The sequence below is a fragment of the Streptomyces sp. NPDC001508 genome, from assembly GCF_040298665.1.
In the GTDB taxonomy this organism is placed as follows: Bacteria; Actinomycetota; Actinomycetes; order Streptomycetales; family Streptomycetaceae; genus Streptomyces.
In genome coordinates, this window is record NZ_JBEPAP010000022.1 from 50,199 (window position 1) to 69,145 (window position 18,947).

Here is an 18,947-nt window from a genome sequence, read left to right on the forward strand (position 1 = left end):
GTCCGACCAAGAAGGAAAGGAGTCGCCGGGTGACGGATACAGATGTTCGGAAAGACGCGGAGCACTCGGGACCCGGCGGCTACGCGGCGGCCCGGCTGCGCCTCCTCACCGAGGGGGCGCGGTCCGGGCCGCCGCGCCGTGCGGCCCTCGCCGAGCTGACCGACGACTGGCTGACCCGCCTGGTCACCGCGGCGGCCGACGGCATCAGGGGCGTCTCCCTCGTCGCCGTCGGCGGCTACGGCCGCGGCGAGCTGTCCCCGCGCAGCGACCTCGACCTCCTGCTGCTGCACGACGGCGGCGACACCAAGGCGGTCGCCGCCCTGGCCGACCGCATCTGGTACCCGGTCTGGGACCTCGGCCTCGCCCTCGACCACTCCGTGCGCACACCCTCGGAGGCCCGGAAGACCGCGGGCGACGACCTCAAGGTCCAGCTCGGGCTGCTCGACGCCCGGCACATCGCGGGCGATCTGGGACTCACCACCGCACTGCGCACGGCCGTGCTCGCCGACTGGCGCAACCAGGCACCGAAACGCCTGCCCGAACTCCAGGAGCTGTGCGCCGAGCGCGCCGTACGCCAGGGGGAACTGCAGTACCTCCTGGAACCGGACCTCAAGGAGGCCCGCGGCGGCCTCAGGGACGCCACCGCGCTGCGCGCCGTCGCCGCGTCCTGGCTCGCCGACGCGCCCCGCGAGGGACTGGCGGACGCCCGGCGACGTCTGCTCGACGTCCGGGACGCCCTGCACCTGGCCACCGGCCGCGCCACCGACCGCCTCGCCCTCCAGGAGCAGGACCAGGTGGCGGCGGACCTGGGCCTGCTGGACGCCGACACCCTGCTGCGGCAGGTGTACGAGGCGGCGCGCGTCATCGCGTACGCCAGTGACGTCACCTGGCGCGAGGTGGGGCGCGTACTGCGATCCCGCGCCGTGCGCCCGCGGCTGCGCAAACTGGCAAGGGAGCGAAGCGACTTCCTCAGAAGGGCGGTGGCGGGCGACGGGAGGGCGCTGGGCGGCAAACCGGTCACCGAACGCTCCCCGCTCGCCGAGGGAGTGGTGGAGCAGGACGGAGAAGTGGTGCTCGCCCGCACCGCGCGCCCCGAACGCGACCCGGTGCTACCGCTGCGCGCCGCGGCCGCCGCCGCGCAGGCCGGCCTCCCGCTCTCCCTGCACGCCGTACGGCGCATGGCGGCCTCCGTGCGCCCGCTGCCCACGCCCTGGCCCGCCGAGGCCCGTGAACAACTCGTCACCCTGCTCGGCTCGGGCCGTCCGACCGTGGACGTCTGGGAGGCGCTGGAGGCCGAGGGCCTGGTCACGCGGCTGCTGCCGGACTGGGAGCGGGTGCGCTGCCGCCCGCAGCGCAACGCCGTCCACGTGTGGACCGTGGACCGGCATCTGATCGAGACGGCGGTCCGCGCCTCCGAGCTGACCCGCCGGGTCGGCCGCCCCGACCTGCTGCTGGTCGCCGCCCTGCTGCACGACATCGGCAAGGGCTGGCCCGGCGACCACTCGACGGCCGGCGAGATCATCGCCAAGGACGTGGCCGCGCGCATCGGCTTCGACCGTGCCGAGGCCGCCGTGCTCTCCACCCTGGTACGGCATCACCTGCTGCTGATCGAGACCGCCACCCGGCGCGACCTGGAGGACCCGGCCACCGTGCGCGCGGTCGCCGACGCGGTCGGCACCCCGGGCACACTGGAGCTGCTGCACGCGCTGACCGAGGCGGACGCACTGGCCACCGGCCCGGCCGCCTGGTCGTCCTGGCGCGGCGCCCTGGTCGCCGACCTGGTGAAACGCGTCGCCGCGGTGCTCGCCGGGGACGCACCCGAGGAGCCCGAGCCCGCCGCCCCCACCGCCGAACAGGAACGGCTCGCCATCGAGGCGTTCCGCACCGACGGACCGGTGCTCGCGCTGCGCGCGCAGACGGAACCGGTCATGGCGGAGCACGTCGGCGATCCCGAGCCGCTGGGCGTCGAACTCCTCATCGCGGTGCCCGACCAGCCGGGTGTACTGCCCGCGGTGGCCGGTGTCCTCGCCGTCCACCGCCTCACGGTCCGTACGGCGGAGCTGCGCGCCCTGCGCCTGCCGGACGACGTCGACGACGGCTCGGTCCTGCTGCTGAACTGGCGGGTCGCGGCCGAGTACGGATCGCTGCCGCAGGCTGCACGGCTGCGCGCCGACCTGGTGCGGGCGCTGGACGGCAGCCTGGACATCGCGGGCCGCCTCGCCGAACGCGATGCGGCCTACCCGCGCCGCCGCGGCCGGGTGGCCCCGCCGCCCCGGGTGACGGTCGCCCCGGCGGCCTCCCATCACGCGACGGTGATCGAGGTACGGGCCCAGGACGCGCCGGGGCTGCTGTGCCGGATCGGCATGGCCCTGGAGAAGGCGGAGGTGCGGGTGCGCAGCATGCATGTGTCGACGCTGGGCTCCAACGCGGTGGACGCGTTCTACGTGACGACGCAGGCGGGCACGCCGCTGCCGGCCGGGGACGCGGCGTCGACGGCCCGGGTGCTGGAGGAGACGCTGCGTGCGTGACCTTCCCGTCGTGTCGTGCGGTCGCCTGACGTGGTCCCCGCCGACGCGGGGCTCCGGCCCCGCCCGCTGAACTCGGCGGGCAGGGCCGATTCGCTTGCGGGGCCAGATACTCTGGAAGGCGACCCAGCTTCCGACCCCGAGGACCGACACCGCCGTGTTCGACACTCTCTCCGATCGCCTCTCAGCGACCTTCAAAAATTTGCGCGGCAAGGGGCGTCTGAGCGAGGCGGACATCGACGCCACCGCACGCGAGATCCGTATCGCGCTGCTCGAAGCCGACGTCGCCCTTCCTGTCGTGCGCACGTTCATCAAGAACGTCAAGGAGCGCGCGCTCGGTGCGGACGTCTCCAGGGCGCTGAATCCTGCCCAACAGGTCCTCAAGATCGTCAACAGCGAGCTTGTGCAGGTTCTCGGCGGTGAGACCCGCCGGCTGCGCTTCGCCAAGCAGCCGCCCACGGTGATCATGCTGGCCGGTCTGCAGGGCGCCGGTAAGACCACCCTCGCGGGCAAGCTCGGCCGGTGGCTCAAGGAGCAGGGCCATTCACCGCTGCTCGTCGCCGCCGACCTCCAGCGCCCGAACGCCGTCAACCAGCTCAGTGTCGTCGCCGAGCGCGCCGGCGTCGCGGTCTACGCGCCCGAGCCGGGCAACGGCGTAGGGGACCCGGTCAAGGTCGCCAAGGACTCCATCGACCACGCGAAGTCCAAGGTCCACGACATCGTGGTGGTGGACACCGCGGGCCGCCTGGGCATCGACCAGGAGATGATGCAGCAGGCCGCGGACATCCGCGATGCCGTCAACCCCGACGAGATCCTCTTCGTCGTCGACGCGATGATCGGCCAGGACGCCGTCAACACGGCCGAGGCCTTCCGCGACGGCGTCGGCTTCGACGGCGTGGTGCTCTCCAAGCTCGACGGCGACGCCCGCGGCGGTGCGGCCCTGTCGATCCGGCAGATCACCGGCAAGCCGATCATGTTCGCGTCGAACGGGGAGAAGCTGGAGGACTTCGACGCCTTCCACCCGGACCGGATGGCCTCCCGCATCCTCGACATGGGTGACCTGCTCACCCTGATCGAGCAGGCGGAGAAGACGTTCAGCCAGGAAGAGGCCGAGAAGATGGCCTCCAAGCTGGCGTCGAAGAAGGGCCAGGACTTCACCCTGGACGACTTCCTGGCCCAGATGGAGCAGGTCAGGAAGATGGGCAGCATCAGCAAGCTGCTCGGGATGCTGCCCGGCATGGGGCAGATCAAGGACCAGATCAACAACCTGGACGAGCGGGACGTCGACCGCACCGCCGCGATCATCAAGTCGATGACCCCGGCCGAGCGCCAGGACCCGACCATCATCAACGGCTCCCGCCGCGCTCGGATCGCCAAGGGTTCCGGTGTCGAGGTCAGCGCGGTCAAGGGGCTTGTCGAACGGTTCTTCGAGGCGCGCAAGATGATGTCCCGGATGGCCCAGGGCGGCGGTATGCCCGGCATGCCGGGGATCCCGGGTATGGGCGGCGGCCCCGGCCGGACGAAGAAGCAGCCGAAGAAGGCCAAGGGCAAGCAGCGCTCGGGCAACCCGATGAAGCGCAAGCAGCAGGAACTGGAGGCGGCCCAGCGGCGTGAGGCCGCGGCCCAGCAGGGAGGCGCCTTCGGCCTGCCGCAGCAGGGCGGGCAGGAGTTCGAACTGCCGGACGAGTTCAAGAAGTTCATGGGCTGAGGCCGCGCGACCGCGAGGGCGTCCCTCCCCGCTTCGGCGGGAAGGGCGCCCTCGGCGTCGGCCGGCTGCGGGCGAACACCGGCCCGGCACCACGTCACCGTGACGGCCAAGCCCGTCGTCAGCACCACGGGTTTCCGGCCGGACTGCCGTTCGCGGCGTGCGTCTTCGCCGTGCGCCCTTGAGCCGAGCGTCTAGGGCCGCCCTAGGGGACGCGGGCGATCAGATAGCGCAGGACGTTCGGCATCCATACCGTCCCGTCCTGCCGTCGATGGGGATGCAGCGCCTCCCGCAGTTCCTTGTCCACCTGTACCTGGTCGGTGGCCGCGATCGCGGTGTCGAACAGCCCCGTCGACAGCAGTCCGCGTACCGCGCTTCCGAGGTCCGCGTACCCGAACGGGCAGGCCACCCGCCCCGAACCGGCCGGCCGCAGCCCGGCCCGCCGGCCGACCTCCTCCAGGTCGTCGCCCCGGGCCGGGCGCCAACCGGCCGCGCCGCGCAGGGGATCGGCCAGCTTGGCGGCCACCCGCAGCACGGACGAGGTGGCGCAGTGCTCCGGCGGGCCCCAGCCGGTCAGCACCACGGCCGCCCCGCGCGCGGCGAGCGGCACCGCGGCGGCGAGCAGGCCGCCGAGTTCCGCCGCGTCGCCCGCCGTGCACCCGATCGGCTGGAAAGCGGTCACCAGGGTGAACGCGGGCGTCTTTGCGTCGGCCGTGTCCCCGGGCTCGCCGTCGACGATCCGGGCGCGCGCACGCGCGCGTGCGCGCAATCTCTCCGGCGTCTCGGGCGTCTGCGGCAGCAGGCGCTGCCGCGCGAGGGCGAGCAGTTCGGGTCGGCCCAAGTCCACCCCGGTCACCGTGGCACCTCGGGACGCCGCCGTCAGCAGGGCGAGCCCCGAACCGCAGCGAAGGCCCAGCAGCCTGGTGGCGGGGCCCACTTCAAGACGTTCGTAGACCGACTCATGGAGCGGGACCAGCATCCGCTCCTGGATCTCGGACCAGTCACGCGCGCGTGCACCCCGGTCCGTACGGGGCGCGGGCCCCGCGGGGGACGGGTGCTGCCGCACGAGCGTAGGTGTCATGGATAAGCGCCCCAATCCGCCGAAGGTTGCCGGTGTGCGCGTTGCGTGGCCCCCGTGCCGTGCGTTCGCACTCTCCACGTATGCCAGGTAACTCCCGGCTCGCGACGGCGTCCAGGGGTCGTGGGGCCCGGTTTGCGGCGCCTGGGCGGCTGTGGCGAGAATTCACGTCCCGGCAACGTGGACCCGTACCATCGCGCCATGGCAAAGGCACCCGTTCTCACACCCCGGGCGGTCGACTTCCCCCGCTGGTACCAGGATCTGATCAACAAGGCCGAGCTGGCCGACAACGGTCCGGTGCGCGGCACCATGGTGATCCGACCGTATGGGTACGGGCTGTGGGAGCGGATGCAGGCCGAGATGGACTCCCGGATCAAGGAGGCCGGCGCCGCCAACGCCTACTTCCCGCTGTTCATCCCGCAGTCGTACCTGACCCGGGAGGCCGAGCACGTCGAGGGTTTCGCGCCGGAGTTGGCCGTCGTCACGCATGCCGGCGGCAAGGAGTTGGAGGAGCCCGTCGTCGTCCGGCCCACCTCGGAGACGATCGTCAATGACTACTTCGCCAAGTGGGTGCAGAGCTACCGCGATCTGCCGCTGCTGATCAACCAGTGGGCGAACGTGGTGCGTTGGGAGCTGCGCCCGCGGGTGTTCCTGCGGACGACGGAGTTCCTGTGGCAGGAGGGCCACACCGCGCACGCCACCTATGAGGACGCCCGGGACTACGCGGCGCACATCCACCGCCATGTGTACGCCGACTTCATGGAGAACGTCCTCGCCATGGACGTCCTGGCGGGCCGCAAGACCGCCAGTGAGCGGTTCGCGGGCGCCATCAACACCCTCACCCTGGAGGGCATGATGGGCGACGGCAAGGCCCTGCAACTGGGCACCAGCCATGAACTCGGCCAGAACTTCGCCAAGGTCTTCCACACCCAGTACCTGTCGAAGGACGGCCGGCAGGAGTACGTGTGGCAGACCTCGTGGGGGTCCACCACCCGCATGATCGGCGCCTTGGTGATGATGCACGGCGACGACGACGGGCTGCGTGTGCCGCCCCGCCTGGCGCAGACCCAGGCCGTGGTCCTCGCGGTCAAGGACGACGAGGCGGTCCTGGCCAAGGTCCGCGAGATCGGCGACCGGCTGAAGGCGGCCGGGGTCCGGGTGCGGGTGGACGACCGCACGGACACGCCGTTCGGCCGGCGCGCCGTCGACTGGGAGCTGAAGGGTGTGCCGGTCCGTATCGAGGTCGGCCCGCGCGACCTGGAGAACGGCACGGCGATGCTGGCCCGCCGGATCCCCGGCGGCAAGGCACCGGTCGCCCTGGACGCGCTGGCCGGGCTGCTTCCGCAGATCCTGGAAGAGGACCAGGCGCTGCTCCTGGAACAGGCCAGGCAGCGCCGCGAGTCCCGCACCACCGATGTGAGCACCGTCGAGGAGGCCGTCGAGGCCGCCACCGCCGGCGGCTGGGCGCGTATCCCGTGGGCCGATCTCGGCGAGGAGGGCGAGGCCAGGCTGGCCGAGCACGCCGTCACCGTGCGGTGTCTGGTCGCCGCGGACGGGTCGGTGCCGGACACGGACGACGCTCCCGGTAACGTCGCGGTCGTCGCGCGGTCCTACTGAGGCGACAGGTGCGCCGCGAGAGCGGCCGAAACAACTCTTGCGCATCAGCCGGCGACATCCGCCCCGGCGCGCGGACACGTTCCACGCGCCGGGTCCTGCGTCGGACTACGTACCGGCTTGGTACGAGCTGTTCCGCTTTTCCGCAGATCAGCGCACCCGCCCTCGTCAGGACGCATCAGTGGCAACTGACGGGTACGTGCAAATTATTTGGGATGCCCCGGAATCGGAACACAGCGGCACTCTGGCTCGTTGTCATTACGTGAGCACGACACAGACACCACCTGTTCTCGCCGCAGAGCTGGCGCAGGCGTGGGCCGACATTCAGCGGTACCACCCCGAGCTGCCGGACCTTGCCGCGCCAGAGTCACTGATCGGGGAGTCGTCGTCCGCGTGCGGACACGAACTCTCCTTCGAGCGACTGCTTCATGAGGCAGTCCATGGCGTCGCCGCCGCCCGCGGCGTACGCGACACGTCCCGAGCCGGCCGCTATCACAACCGGAGATTCCTCGCCATCGCCGAGGAGCTGGGCCTGGACCATCCCGACGAACCGCACCCCAGCAGCGGTTTCTCGCTGGTCACGCTCAACCCCGAGGCGAAGCGGCGTTACCGCCCGACCATGGAGCGGCTCCAGCGCGCCCTCAAGGCCCATATGGCGGCCACCTCCGCGGACACCTCCCGCACGTTCCGGGGGCCGGCCGCCCGCCACGGGTCCTCGGGGGGCGGTGTCCGCGTCAAGGCCGTCTGCGACTGCGGGCGCAACGTCCGGGTGGTCCCGTCGGTACTGGCCCAGGCGCCGATCGTGTGCGGGGGCTGTGGCAAGCCGTTCCGGATCCCGGAGGTCGTGGGAGCGGCGTAATCCGCGGGCCGCGATGCACCGGCATCTCGTGGGTGCCGGAAGTGGCCTGGTCGGCCGTGGACAGTCGTGCCGGGGGCGGCACGGGTGGGCGTGGCCGGCCACCGCACGCACCGGGCAGCGCACCCGACGTGACTCACCTCCACGCCGGGTGTCTGTTCGGCGTGCCCTCGTGCCCTCGTGCCCTCCGGCCTGGCCGAGAGCGCCCCGCGGCGTGTGGCACAATGGCTAGCTGTACTCGACAGCCGCACAGGACCCCTCTCTCCTCCGGCTGACGCGTCCATCGGGCTACTCGGGCACTGCAACCCCACGCGGCATCTCGTTGTGCCCCACCACGTCAAATCCAGGAGAACCCACTCCCGTGGCAGTCAAGATCAAGCTGAAGCGTCTGGGCAAGATCCGTTCGCCTCACTACCGCATCGTCGTCGCCGACTCCCGTACCCGCCGTGACGGCCGGGCCATCGAGGAGATCGGCAAGTACCACCCGACGTACCACCCGTCGGTCATCGAGGTGGACGCCGAGCGTGTGGCGTACTGGCTCGGTGTCGGCGCGCAGCCGACCGAGCCCGTGCTCGCCATCCTGAAGAAGACCGGCGACTGGCAGAAGTTCAAGGGCGAGCCCGCTCCGGCGCCGCTGCTCGTCGCCGAGCCGAAGTCCACGCGTCCGTCGTTCGAGGCGCTCGGCGGCGAGGACGAGGGCAAGGGTGAGGCGATCACCCAGAAGAAGAAGGCCGAGAAGAAGGACGAGGCCGCCGCCGAGTCCTCCGAGTCGACCGGGGCCTGAGCAACATGCTCGAAGAGGCGCTTGAGCACCTCGTGAAGGGCATCGTCGACAACCCTGACGATGTGCAGGTCGCCTCGCGCAACCTGCGCCGCGGGCGTGTCCTGGAGGTCCGGGTGCACCCCGACGACCTCGGCAAGGTGATCGGCCGCAACGGCCGCACCGCACGCGCCCTGCGCACCGTCGTGGGTGCCATCGGCGGCCGCGGAGTCCGCGTCGACCTCGTCGACGTCGACCACGTCCGCTGACGCTTTTCGCAACCGGCTCGGGCCGGGGAAGGCCACTGGGCCCTCCCCGGCCCGCAGTCGTATGACAGGAGATCGACAGGAGAGTTGGACACGTGCAGCTGGTAGTCGCACGGATCGGCCGTGCCCATGGCCTCAAGGGCGAGGTCACCGTCGAGGTACGCACCGACGAGCCGGAACTCAGGCTGGCGCCCGGTGCCGTGCTCGCCACCGATCCCGCCTCCGCGGGACCGCTCACCATCGAGACGGGCCGCGTCCACAGCGGCCGTCTGCTCCTGCGCTTCGCGGGCGTCGAGGACCGCAACGGCGCCGAAGCCCTCCGCAACACCCTCCTGATCGCCGAGATCGACCCGGACGAGCTGCCCGAGGGCGAGGACGAGTACTACGACCACCAGCTGATCGACCTGGACGTGGTCACCGAGGACGGCACGCAGGTCGGCCGGATCGCCGAGGTCTCGCACCTGCCCTCGCAGGACCTGCTCATCGTCGAGCGGCCCGACGGCGGCGAGGTGCTGATCCCCTTCGTCGAGGAGATCGTCACCGAGATCGACCTCGCGGAGCAGAAGGCCGTCATCGCACCGCCGCCCGGCCTCATCGACGACCGCGCGGACGAAGCCGCCGAGGGACGCGGTGCCGAGTCGGGGGACGAGGGCGCATGAGGCTCGACGTCGTCACGATCTTCCCCGAGTACCTGGAACCGCTGAACGTCTCCCTCGTCGGCAAGGCACGCGCGCGCGGGCAGCTGAACGTGCATGTGCACGACCTGCGGACCTGGACGTACGACCGCCACAGCACGGTCGACGACACCCCGTACGGCGGCGGCCCGGGCATGGTCATGAAGACCGAGCCATGGGGGCACGCGCTGGACTCCGTGCTGGCCGACGGCTACGAGACCGGCTCCCACACGCCCGCGCTGATCGTGCCCACGCCGAGCGGCCGCCCCTTCACCCAGGAACTGGCCGTCGAACTCTCCGAACGCCCCTGGCTGATCTTCGCGCCCGCCCGCTACGAGGGCATCGACCGGCGCGTGACGGACGAGTACGCGACGCGGATGCCGGTGTACGAGGTGTCCATCGGCGACTATGTGCTGGCCGGCGGCGAGGCGGCCGTCCTCGTCGTCACCGAGGCGGTGGCCCGGCTGCTGCCCGGCGTCCTCGGCAACGCCGAGTCCCACCGGGACGACTCGTTCGCGCCCGGCGCGATGGCCGGCCTCCTGGAGGGCCCCGTCTACACCAAGCCGCCCGTCTGGCGCGGCCGTGACATCCCGGACGTGCTGCTCAGCGGCCACCACGGGAAGATCGCCCGCTGGCGCCGGGACGAGGCCCTGAAGCGCACGACGGCCAACCGTCCCGACCTCATCGAGCGCTGCGACCCCAAGGTCTTCGACAAGAAGGACCGCGAGATGCTCTCCGTCCTCGGCTGGGCACCGGACCCGGACGGGGAGCCGTACGGCCGATTTTGGCGCAGGCCACAGGGCATGGAACAATAGGCGGCTGTTGTGCGTCCGTCCGGCGTGCCGCCCCTGCCACAGGGGGACACGACGTCCGCCCCGACCCGCACGGCACACCTTTCGAACATCTAGTTGCCGTTGATGACCTGTGGCATCAGCGAAGAAAGCAGACGACATGTCTCACCTGCTCGACTCCGTCGACTCCGCGTCGCTGCGCAGCGACGTCCCGGCCTTCCGCCCGGGTGACACCGTCAACGTGCACGTCCGCGTCATCGAGGGCAACCGCTCCCGTGTGCAGCAGTTCAAGGGCGTGGTGATCCGCCGCCAGGGCTCCGGAGTCCGCGAGACCTTCACGGTCCGCAAGGTCTCCTTCTCCGTCGGCGTCGAGCGCACCTTCCCGGTGCACACCCCGATCGTGGAGAAGATCGAGCTGGTCACCAAGGGCGACGTGCGCCGCGCCAAGCTGTACTACCTGCGCGACCTGCGCGGCAAGGCCGCGAAGATCAAGGAGAAGCGCGAGAACTGAGCGCGCAGCGGAGTTCACGGCGGGGCCGGATAGCATCAGGCCCCGATGGACACCGAAGCACAGCCGACGCAACGCGACCGCACCTCCAGCCCCGGCACCACGGGCACGGAGGGACGGTCGCGTTTCGCGTTGGTGCCGCGGTTCACCGACTGGCTGCCCGGCGGACGGATCACCCTCACCCTCTTCGTCTGTCTGCTGTTCCTGCTGCTCCTCAACACGTTCGTGGCGCAGCCGTTCCAGATCCCGAGCGGATCCATGGAAGGCGGATTGAGGATCGGGGACCGCGTTGTCGTAAATAAGTTGGCGTACCGTTTCGGTGCCGAACCGCGGCGCGGTGACGTCGTCGTGTTCGACGGAACCGGGTATTTCGGGGACGCGGACTACATCAAGCGCGTTGTAGGTGTGGGCGGAGACCATGTGGTGTGCTGCGACAAGGAGGGGAGGATCGAAGTGAACGGCCGAGCGGTCGATGAGACGGCGTTCCTCTACCCCGGGGACGGCCCGTCCACCGTGCCCTTCGATGTCGTAGTGCCCCAGGGCAGACTGTTCGTCCTCGGCGACCACCGCAGCGACTCCAGCGACTCCCGCGACCACCTGGGCTCCCCGGGCGGCGGCATGGTCCCCGTCGGCGAGGTGATCGGACGCGCCGACTGGATCGTCTGGCCCTTCGGCCACTGGACCCGTCTGCACCGCCCGGCCGCCTACGCGCGCGTGCCCGCCGCCGCGGAGGACGCGCATGGGTAACCGGGGCAAGCCGCGCGGTGTGCCCAGCGGCGCCGCCGACAACCTGCTGCCCACCGGTGCCCGGCGCGCGGCCGGCTCCGGCGGCGGTCGTTCCCGCGCGGAGCGGCGCAAGCTCCAGCGCAAGGTCAAGCGCAGGCGCAGACGCGGCGCGGTGCGCGAGATACCGCTCCTGGTCGGTGTGGCCGTGTTGATAGCGCTGGTCCTGAAGACCTTCCTCGTCCAGGCGTTCGTGATCCCGTCGGGCTCCATGGAGCAGACGATCCGGATCGGCGACCGCGTCCTGGTCGACAAGCTCACCCCGTGGTTCGGCTCCGAGCCGCAGCGCGGGGACGTCGTCGTCTTCCACGACCCGGGCGGCTGGCTGGCCGACGAGCAGACCACCAAGAAGAACGACCCCGTCGGCGTCAAACAGGTCAAGGAAGGGCTCACCTTCATCGGTCTGCTGCCCTCGGACAACGAGAAGGACCTGATCAAGCGGGTCATCGGCGTCGGCGGTGACCATGTCAAGTGCTGTGACACGCAGGGCCGGGTGACCGTCAACGGCGTTCCCCTGTCCGAGACGGACTACCTGTACCCGGGCAACGCACCCTCCGCGACGCCGTTCGACGTCACCGTCCCCCAAGGGCGGCTGTGGGTGATGGGCGACCACCGCGACAACTCCGCGGACTCGCGCGCCCACCAGGACACCGACTACGGCGGCACGGTCGCCTTGGACTCCGTGGTCGGCCGGGCCATGGTCATCGGCTGGCCCATCGGCCACTGGTCCGGACTGACCGAACCTAAAACCTTCGCAAGCGTGTCGAACTCCGTGTCGGGGTCGACCGCTGCTCCCCGGCCGTCGCATAGGGTTGCCTCCGACGATCCGAACGGAATGATTCAGCTCCCGACTCCTGCGGAACTCCCGCTCGTTATGGGAGTGGTGGGCCTGCACCGTACCCGGAGCAGGCGGCGGCACGGAGTAAGGAGTTGGCGTGGGGGATGTGGCGGTCGGCGCACGGTCGGGACACGACGGCGAGGAACACCGCGGGCGCCCCGTGGAAGCAAACAGCCCTACCCCGGGCGGCGCCGTGACCTCGGGGAATGAGGCAGGGGCGGCGCAGGACGCCGCTGCCGACGGGGAGCCCCCGGTGGACGGCGCCGCGGGGCGGCGCGACTCGGCCCCAGGGCCGAAGAAGCCGCGCTCCTTCTGGAAGGAACTGCCGATCCTGATCGGTATCGCGCTGGTGCTGGCGCTGCTGATCAAGACGTTCCTGGTGCAGGCGTTCTCGATCCCGTCGGACTCGATGCAGAACACCCTGCAACAGGGGGACCGCGTCCTGGTCGACAAGCTCACCCCGTGGTTCGGCTCCGAGCCGGAACGCGGCGAGGTCGTCGTCTTCCATGACCCGGACAACTGGCTGGCGGGCGAGCCCACGCCCACTGCGAACGCCGTGCAGAAGGTCCTCAGCTGGATCGGCCTGATGCCGTCCGCGGAGGAGAAGGACCTGATCAAGCGGGTCGTCGGCGTCGGCGGCGACACGGTCGAGTGCAAGAACACCGGCCCGCTGCTGGTCAACGGCAAGGCGCTGAACGAGCCGTACGTCTACCCCGGCAACACCCCGTGCAGCATGGACGACCAGGGCGGCCAGTTCAAGGTGAAGATCCCCAAGGGCTATCTGTGGGTGATGGGCGACCACCGCCAGAACTCCCGCGACTCCCGCTACAACCAGTCCGACAAGAACCACGGCATGGTCCCGGTCGACAAGGTCGTCGGCCGCGCCATCGTCAAGGCCTGGCCGATCAACCGCTGGGGCACCCTGCCGATCCCGGACACCTTCGACCAGTCGGGTCTCGACCAGCGGTCCTCCGGCGCCGCCTCGCTGTCGGTGGCGCCCGAGGGCGTCGCGCTCGTGGGCGTGCTGCCGGTGGCGGTGTGGCGCCGGCGGCGGGCCGCGGCGAGCCGGACCCGCTGAGCGACCGCTCGGCCTGTACGTCTCGGGGACGGCCGGGCCCTTATGCCCGAGGTGGGCCGGGCCTCGACGCCCGTATGCCTGAGGTGGGCCGGGCCCCGAGGCCCGAGGTCGGCCCGGCCCTCGCGCCCGGGGAAGCCTGGGTCCGGTCCGCTGCCGACCGAGTCGGGAGGGAGGCTGGGCCCACTTCGGTACCGCCGGGTAGGGTGCGGGTCCATGGGTGGCGAGAGCACGACACATACGGCCCCGCGCGGCACCGGCGCCGAGCGGATCGGCAGCCCGCTCGGCCAGCGGCTGTCCGGAGTGGCCGTGGCACTGGGCCTGGTGCTGTTCCTCGGGGGATTCGCGTGGGGAGCGGTGGTCTACCGGCCCTACACCGTGCCCACGACCTCGATGGCCCCGACGATCGACGCCGGTGACCGGGTCCTCGCGCAGCGCGTCGACGGCGGTGAGATACGCCGGGGCGACGTCGTCGTCTTCCACGACAAGGGCTGGGTGACCAACTCCGACGTGGTCAAGCGGGTGGTCGCGGTCGGCGGCGACACCGTCGGCTGCTGCACGGACGGCAAGCTGACCGTCAACGGCAAACAGATCGAGGAGCCCTACCTCCCCGAGGGCAGCCTCGCCGAGATCACGGACTTCCCGACCGTCAAGGTCCCCGAGGGCCGCCTCTTCCTCCTCGGTGACGAGCGGCAGGGCTCGCTGGACTCCACCGCCCACCTCACCGACGCCGCCCGCGGCACCGTCGCCCGCAGTGCCGTGTCCGCCCGGGTCGACGCCGTGGCCTGGCCCATGAAGGGCATGCTCAAGCCCCCCACCGGCTTCGAGGCCCTTGGGGCCCTCTCCGCGCCGGGACCGCTGCGTACCATCGTCGTCCTGATCGTCGTCGGCGCGGTCCTCGTCCTCGGCGGCGCCGCCTACGGACCCCTCGCCAAGCGGCTGGGCCGCTCCCGTACCCGTCCGGAGCCCGCCGGTGTCCACTGAGGCCCGGGACGCGGGCGAGGACGCGTACACGGGCGGTCTGCGCAAGGTCGCCCGGCTGGTGCTGCTGGACCCCGCCGACCGCATCCTGCTGCTGCACGGCCACGAACCGGACGACCCGGCCGACGACTGGTGGTTCACCCCCGGCGGGGGCCTGGAGGGCGACGAGACCCGCGAACAGGCCGCGCTGCGGGAGCTGTCCGAGGAGACCGGCATCACCGATGTCGCACTCGGTCCTGTGCTGTGGCGGCGGCGGTGCTCCTTCCCGTTCGCCGGCCGCCGCTGGGACCAGGACGAGTGGTACTACCTGGCCCGTACGGAGCAGACGGCGACCGAGGCGGTGGCCCTGACGGAGCTGGAGCGGCGCAGCGTCGCCGGAGCACGTTGGTGGACGTGTCGGGAACTGGCCCGGTCGCATGAGACGGTGTACCCGACCAGACTTGCCGAGCTGCTCCGGACGCTGCTCGACGAAGGTCCCCCGGCCGGTCCCATAACCCTTGACACGGAAATCGTCTAGAGGCGCGCGGGACTGGCGCACAATGGGGGGATCGCACGGCTGAAGGGGAACATGCCATGAGCGCCGAGGACCTCGAAAAGTACGAGACCGAGATGGAGCTGAAGCTCTACCGGGAGTACCGCGATGTCGTCGGTCTGTTCAAATACGTGATCGAGACCGAGCGGCGCTTCTACCTCACCAACGACTACGAGATGCAGGTGCACTCGGTGCAGGGCGAGGTGTTCTTCGAGGTGTCCATGGCGGATGCCTGGGTCTGGGACATGTACCGCCCGGCCCGTTTCGTGAAGCAGGTGCGCGTCCTGACGTTCAAGGACGTGAACATCGAGGAGCTGAACAAGAGCGATCTGGAGCTGCCGGGCGGGTGAAGGTCGTGAGGTCTCCCCGCGGCAGAGGTTCGGGCCCCGCAGCTGAGGTTCGGTTCGGATCCCGCAGTTGAGGTTCGGATCCCCGCACGGGTGACGGGGTTGTCCACAACCGGCGGGTAACCCACCAAGATCCACTGCCTGCGGCCGGGTGCGCGACGGTGGGCGCCGGAGGTGGTGCCCACATGAACACCCAGCAGACACACCGGTCACAGCAGCCGCATAGGCCGCATCAGGCACGCAACGCACTCGGCAGGTACGGCGAGGACATGGCCGTCCGGCGGCTGACCGAGGCCGGCATGACCATCCTGGAGCGCAACTGGCGCTGCGGCAGGTCCGGCGAGATCGACATCGTGGCCCGGGACGGGGAGGCGCTCGTCGTCTGCGAGGTCAAGACGCGCCGGGGCGGGTGCTACGAGCATCCGATGGCCGCGGTGACACCGGAGAAGTCGGAACGCCTGCGGGACCTCGCGGAACGCTGGATCCAGAGCCACGGCGGCGCCCCGCCCGGCGGCGTCCGCATCGACCTGGTCGGAGTCCTCCTCCCCGACCGCGGCGCCCCCGTGGTCGAGCACGCGCGGGGGGTGGCCTGACATGGGATTCGCCCGTACGTGCTCCGTTGCCCTGGTGGGCGTCGAGGGCGTGGTGGTCGAGGTCCAGGCCGACCTGGAGCCGGGAGTGGCGGCGTTCACGCTGGTGGGGCTGCCCGACAAGAGCCTCACGGAAAGCCGCGACCGGGTCCGGGCGGCCGTCGTGAATTCTGGGGGGTCCTGGCCGTCCAAGAAGCTCACCGTGGGGCTGAGCCCGGCGTCGGTACCGAAGAGCGGCAGCGGTTTCGACCTGGCCGTGGCCAGCGCGGTTTTGGGAGCGGCCGAGCGGATCGACCCGCGGGTGCTCGCCGACATCGTGATGATCGGAGAGCTGGGCCTCGACGGTCGGGTCAGGCCGGTGCGAGGCGTGCTGCCCGCAGTCCTCGCCGCCGCGGACGCCGGGTACGAGCAGGTGGTGGTGCCCGAGTGCGCGGTGCCGGAGGCGTCATTGGTGCCCGGGGTCTCGGTGCTGGGCGTACGGAGCCTGCGGCAGTTGATCGCGGTACTCACCGATGAGCCGGTGCCCGACGAGGAACCCGTTCCGGGGGACATCCGGCCGGATCCGTTCCTGGCCGGTCTGGCCCTGCCAGGAACGGGTCTCGGAGCCGGCCTGACCGTCGGCGACCACGTGCCGGACCTCGCCGACGTGGCGGGACAGCGGGTGGCTCGCGCGGCGCTGGAAGTAGCCGCGGCCGGGAGGCACCACGTGTTCTTCAAAGGGCCCCCGGGCGCGGGCAAGACGATGTTGGCCGAGCGGTTGCCCGGTCTCCTGCCGGGGCTCAGTCGACAGGAATCACTGGAAGTTACCGCGGTGCACTCGGTGGCCGGTGTGCTGCCCCCGGGCCACCCCCTGGTCGACGTACCGCCCTACTGCGCGCCGCACCACTCGGCCACCACGGCCTCCCTCGTCGGCGGTGGGCACGGTCTCCCCCGTCCGGGGGCGGCGTCCCTGGCCCACCATGGCGTGCTTTTTCTGGATGAGGCGGCGGAGTTCCACAGCAATGTTCTGGACGCCCTGCGCCAACCGCTGGAATCGGGGCATGTCGTGATCGCCCGGGCGGCTGGGATGCTCAGGATGCCAGCGAAGTTCCTCATGGTGCTGGCGGCCAACCCGTGCCCATGCGGTCGGCACGGTATGGGCGAGGACATCTGCGAGTGCAGGCCTTCCTCGATCAGGCGCTACCAGGCGCGGTTGTCGGGCCCGCTGATGGATCGCGTGGACCTGCGGGTGACCGTCGAACCAGTCGCCAGGGCCGAACTGCTCCGGATGCACACCAGCGCCGAGTCGACGGCCGTCGTGGCCGACCGGGTCCGGCTCGCCCGGGAGCGGGCGGCCCGGCGCTTCGAGGGCCTGCCCTGGCGCACGAACAGTGAGGTGCCCGGACATGAGATGCGCACCCGGTGGCACGTGCAGCCAGGTGCGCTTGCGAAGGCGGAGGACGACCTGGACCGGGGGGTCCTGACCGCCCGAGGGCTCGACCGTGTGCTGCGTGTTGCCTGGACACTGGCCGATCTGGCCGGACGCGACCGGCCGTCGGTGAACGACGTGAACTGGGCCCTGCAACTGCGCACCGGCGTTCCACGGGGCGTGCCCATGGCCATCGGGGCACCGGCGTGACCGCGGACGCCGATCCGGACGACGACCTGCTCTCGCGGGTTCTGCTCACCCGGGTCGTCGAGCCCGGGGACGAGGTCGGGGGGCGGTGGTTGCGGGAGTACGGGGTGCGGGAGGTCGCCCGGCGGCTGCGGGACGGCGGGGAGCCGCTGCCCGGGGTCAGCGGAACGCGCTGGGCCGGGCTGCGGGCGCGCGCCGCGCGGGCAGAGCCGCGGCGGGACCTGGAGGGCGCGCGCGCCGCAGGGGTGCGGTTCGTCGCCCCCGGGGACGCCGAGTGGCCGGCCCAGCTCGACGACCTCGGGGACGCCCGGCCCCTGGGGCTGTGGCTGCGCGGCCGGCCAAGCCTGCGGATGTGGGCGCTCAGATCGGTCGCCGTCGTCGGCGCCCGGGCCTGCACCGCGTACGGCGCCCACATGGCGGCCACCCTCGCCGCGGGGCTCGCCGAGCACGGCTGGGTCGTGGTGTCCGGCGGCGCCTACGGCATCGACGGCGCCGCCCACCGGGGCGCCCTCGGCGCGGGCGGCGCCACCGTCGCCGTGCTGGCCTGCGGCGTCGACCGGCCCTACCCCCGCGGCCACGCCGAACTGATCGACAGGATCGCGGAACAGGGGCTGGTGGTGGGGGAGTTGCCGCCCGGCGACCATCCGACGCCGAGCCGGTTCATCCTGCGCAACCGGGTGATCGCGGCACTCACCCGGGGCACGGTCGTCGTGGAGGCCGCCCACCGCAGCGGCTCCCTGGTCACCGCGCGCGCGGCACTGCGCCTCGGGCGGTTCACCATGGGCGTGCCCGGACCCGCCACCAGCGCGCTCTCCGCGGGTGTGCACGAACTGCTGCGCGCGGAGGGCGTACTGGTCACCGATGCGGCGGACGTCATCGAGCTGGTGGGGGACATGGGCGAGCTGGCCCCGGCCCGGAGTGGCCCGGTGCTCCCGCGCGACCTGCTGGAACCCGGCGCCCGGCGGGTCCTGGCCGCCCTGCCGGCGCGCCGGGCGGCACAGCCGCGGGAGATCGCGTCGGGCGCGCAGACCACACCGGACGAGGCGATCGCGAGGCTGTACGAACTCAGAGCACTTGGATACGTCGAACGACACGGCGATGGCTGGAAGTTGACACGCCAGGCGGTGATATCGGTCCGGGCCGGCCGGGCCGGCTGCTGACCGAGCGTGTTCGGCCGTCCGGGGGAATCCCGACGTCCTTGGGATTTCCCGGAGTTGACCCGCCACACCCGTCACGCACCGCGATGTGCCGGGGCCGCCCGGGCGCCCCCTGAAGCGGGTCCGTCCACGGGGGGAGCCCCGAGGTTCGCACACCGCGACTCCTCAGTCACGCTACGCTCACGAGGACCCCGGCGCAGACCGGCCCAACTCGATACCAGACCGACAGCCCCTCTAGGCACCTCTCCCCAC

Annotated in this window: 19 protein-coding genes; 18 read left to right on the forward strand and 1 reads right to left on the reverse strand. The window is 71.4% G+C overall.

Features of this window, described 5'->3' with window-relative positions; translation table 11 throughout:
* Positions 1 to 29 precede the first annotated feature (29 nt).
* Both ABT245_RS20860 and ffh read left to right on the forward strand, forming a co-directional pair.
* Positions 30 to 2,528 (forward strand): [protein-PII] uridylyltransferase, encoded by a 2,499-nt coding sequence (locus ABT245_RS20860; RefSeq protein WP_351735641.1) that lies wholly within the window; start codon positions 30 to 32, stop codon positions 2,526 to 2,528.
* A gap of 154 nt (positions 2,529 to 2,682) precedes the next feature.
* Positions 2,683 to 4,233 carry a signal recognition particle protein gene (gene ffh / locus ABT245_RS20865; RefSeq protein ID WP_351735643.1) on the forward strand — a complete coding sequence of 517 codons (1,551 nt, stop codon included), beginning with the start codon at positions 2,683 to 2,685 and terminating at the stop codon, positions 4,231 to 4,233.
* Positions 4,234 to 4,435: 202 nt separating this feature from the next.
* Here ffh and ABT245_RS20870 read toward each other — a convergent pair whose 3' ends face one another.
* Positions 4,436 to 5,311, reverse strand: a complete 876-nt coding sequence (locus tag ABT245_RS20870; RefSeq protein WP_351735645.1) for a class I SAM-dependent methyltransferase — start codon at positions 5,309 to 5,311, stop codon at positions 4,436 to 4,438.
* Between the two features lie 198 nt (positions 5,312 to 5,509).
* On the opposite strand from ABT245_RS20870, the gene proS reads away from it, so the two are divergent.
* From proS to dprA, 16 genes are all read left to right on the forward strand, one after another.
* Positions 5,510 to 6,925: a proline--tRNA ligase gene (gene proS, locus ABT245_RS20875; RefSeq protein WP_351735647.1), complete on the forward strand. Its 1,416-nt coding sequence runs from the start codon at positions 5,510 to 5,512 to the stop codon at positions 6,923 to 6,925.
* Between the two features lie 259 nt (positions 6,926 to 7,184).
* Positions 7,185 to 7,781, forward strand: coding sequence for a hypothetical protein (locus tag ABT245_RS20880; protein ID WP_351735649.1), 597 nt, complete (start codon positions 7,185 to 7,187; stop codon positions 7,779 to 7,781).
* Positions 7,782 to 8,139: 358 nt separating this feature from the next.
* Positions 8,140 to 8,562 carry a 30S ribosomal protein S16 gene (gene rpsP, locus ABT245_RS20885; protein WP_351735651.1) on the forward strand — a complete coding sequence of 141 codons (423 nt, stop codon included), beginning with the start codon at positions 8,140 to 8,142 and terminating at the stop codon, positions 8,560 to 8,562.
* Positions 8,563 to 8,567: 5 nt separating this feature from the next.
* Positions 8,568 to 8,807 carry an RNA-binding protein gene (locus ABT245_RS20890; RefSeq protein WP_003973401.1) on the forward strand — a complete coding sequence of 80 codons (240 nt, stop codon included), beginning with the start codon at positions 8,568 to 8,570 and terminating at the stop codon, positions 8,805 to 8,807.
* Between the two features lie 92 nt (positions 8,808 to 8,899).
* Positions 8,900 to 9,463, forward strand: a complete 564-nt coding sequence (gene rimM, locus ABT245_RS20895) for a ribosome maturation factor RimM (protein WP_351735653.1) — start codon at positions 8,900 to 8,902, stop codon at positions 9,461 to 9,463.
* Entirely contained in the window at positions 9,460 to 10,293 is an 834-nt protein-coding gene (gene trmD, locus ABT245_RS20900; protein ID WP_351735655.1) for a tRNA (guanosine(37)-N1)-methyltransferase TrmD, read from the forward strand. Before rimM ends, trmD begins: the two co-directional genes overlap by 4 nt.
* A 136-nt stretch (positions 10,294 to 10,429) precedes the next feature.
* The gene (gene rplS, locus ABT245_RS20905; RefSeq protein WP_121890862.1) at positions 10,430 to 10,780 is read left to right on the forward strand and encodes a 50S ribosomal protein L19; all 351 of its coding nucleotides are present in this window, start codon (positions 10,430 to 10,432) and stop codon (positions 10,778 to 10,780) included.
* Positions 10,781 to 10,825: 45 nt separating this feature from the next.
* Positions 10,826 to 11,524 carry a signal peptidase I gene (lepB, locus tag ABT245_RS20910; RefSeq protein WP_351735658.1) on the forward strand — a complete coding sequence of 233 codons (699 nt, stop codon included), beginning with the start codon at positions 10,826 to 10,828 and terminating at the stop codon, positions 11,522 to 11,524.
* Positions 11,517 to 12,608: a signal peptidase I gene (gene lepB / locus ABT245_RS20915; RefSeq protein ID WP_351735660.1), complete on the forward strand. Its 1,092-nt coding sequence runs from the start codon at positions 11,517 to 11,519 to the stop codon at positions 12,606 to 12,608. The genes lepB (ABT245_RS20910) and lepB (ABT245_RS20915) overlap by 8 nt, the downstream gene beginning before the upstream one ends.
* Entirely contained in the window at positions 12,496 to 13,476 is a 981-nt protein-coding gene (lepB, locus tag ABT245_RS20920; RefSeq protein ID WP_351735662.1) for a signal peptidase I, read from the forward strand. Before lepB (ABT245_RS20915) ends, lepB (ABT245_RS20920) begins: the two co-directional genes overlap by 113 nt.
* Positions 13,477 to 13,689: 213 nt before the next feature.
* Positions 13,690 to 14,457 (forward strand): signal peptidase I, encoded by a 768-nt coding sequence (gene lepB, locus ABT245_RS20925; protein ID WP_351735664.1) that lies wholly within the window; start codon positions 13,690 to 13,692, stop codon positions 14,455 to 14,457.
* The gene (locus ABT245_RS20930) at positions 14,447 to 14,971 is read left to right on the forward strand and encodes an NUDIX hydrolase (RefSeq protein ID WP_351735666.1); all 525 of its coding nucleotides are present in this window, start codon (positions 14,447 to 14,449) and stop codon (positions 14,969 to 14,971) included. Before lepB (ABT245_RS20925) ends, ABT245_RS20930 begins: the two co-directional genes overlap by 11 nt.
* Positions 14,972 to 15,027: 56 nt before the next feature.
* Positions 15,028 to 15,336, forward strand: a complete 309-nt coding sequence (locus tag ABT245_RS20935; RefSeq protein WP_003965949.1) for a DUF2469 domain-containing protein — start codon at positions 15,028 to 15,030, stop codon at positions 15,334 to 15,336.
* Between the two features lie 182 nt (positions 15,337 to 15,518).
* Positions 15,519 to 15,926 (forward strand): YraN family protein, encoded by a 408-nt coding sequence (locus ABT245_RS20940; protein ID WP_351735668.1) that lies wholly within the window; start codon positions 15,519 to 15,521, stop codon positions 15,924 to 15,926.
* A 1-nt stretch (position 15,927) separates the two neighbouring features.
* A complete protein-coding gene (locus ABT245_RS20945) occupies positions 15,928 to 17,541 on the forward strand; it encodes a YifB family Mg chelatase-like AAA ATPase (protein ID WP_351735670.1) in 1,614 nt (537 codons plus the stop codon).
* A complete protein-coding gene (gene dprA, locus ABT245_RS20950; protein WP_351735672.1) occupies positions 17,538 to 18,698 on the forward strand; it encodes a DNA-processing protein DprA in 1,161 nt (386 codons plus the stop codon). The genes ABT245_RS20945 and dprA overlap by 4 nt, the downstream gene beginning before the upstream one ends.
* Positions 18,699 to 18,947: the final 249 nt, after the last annotated feature.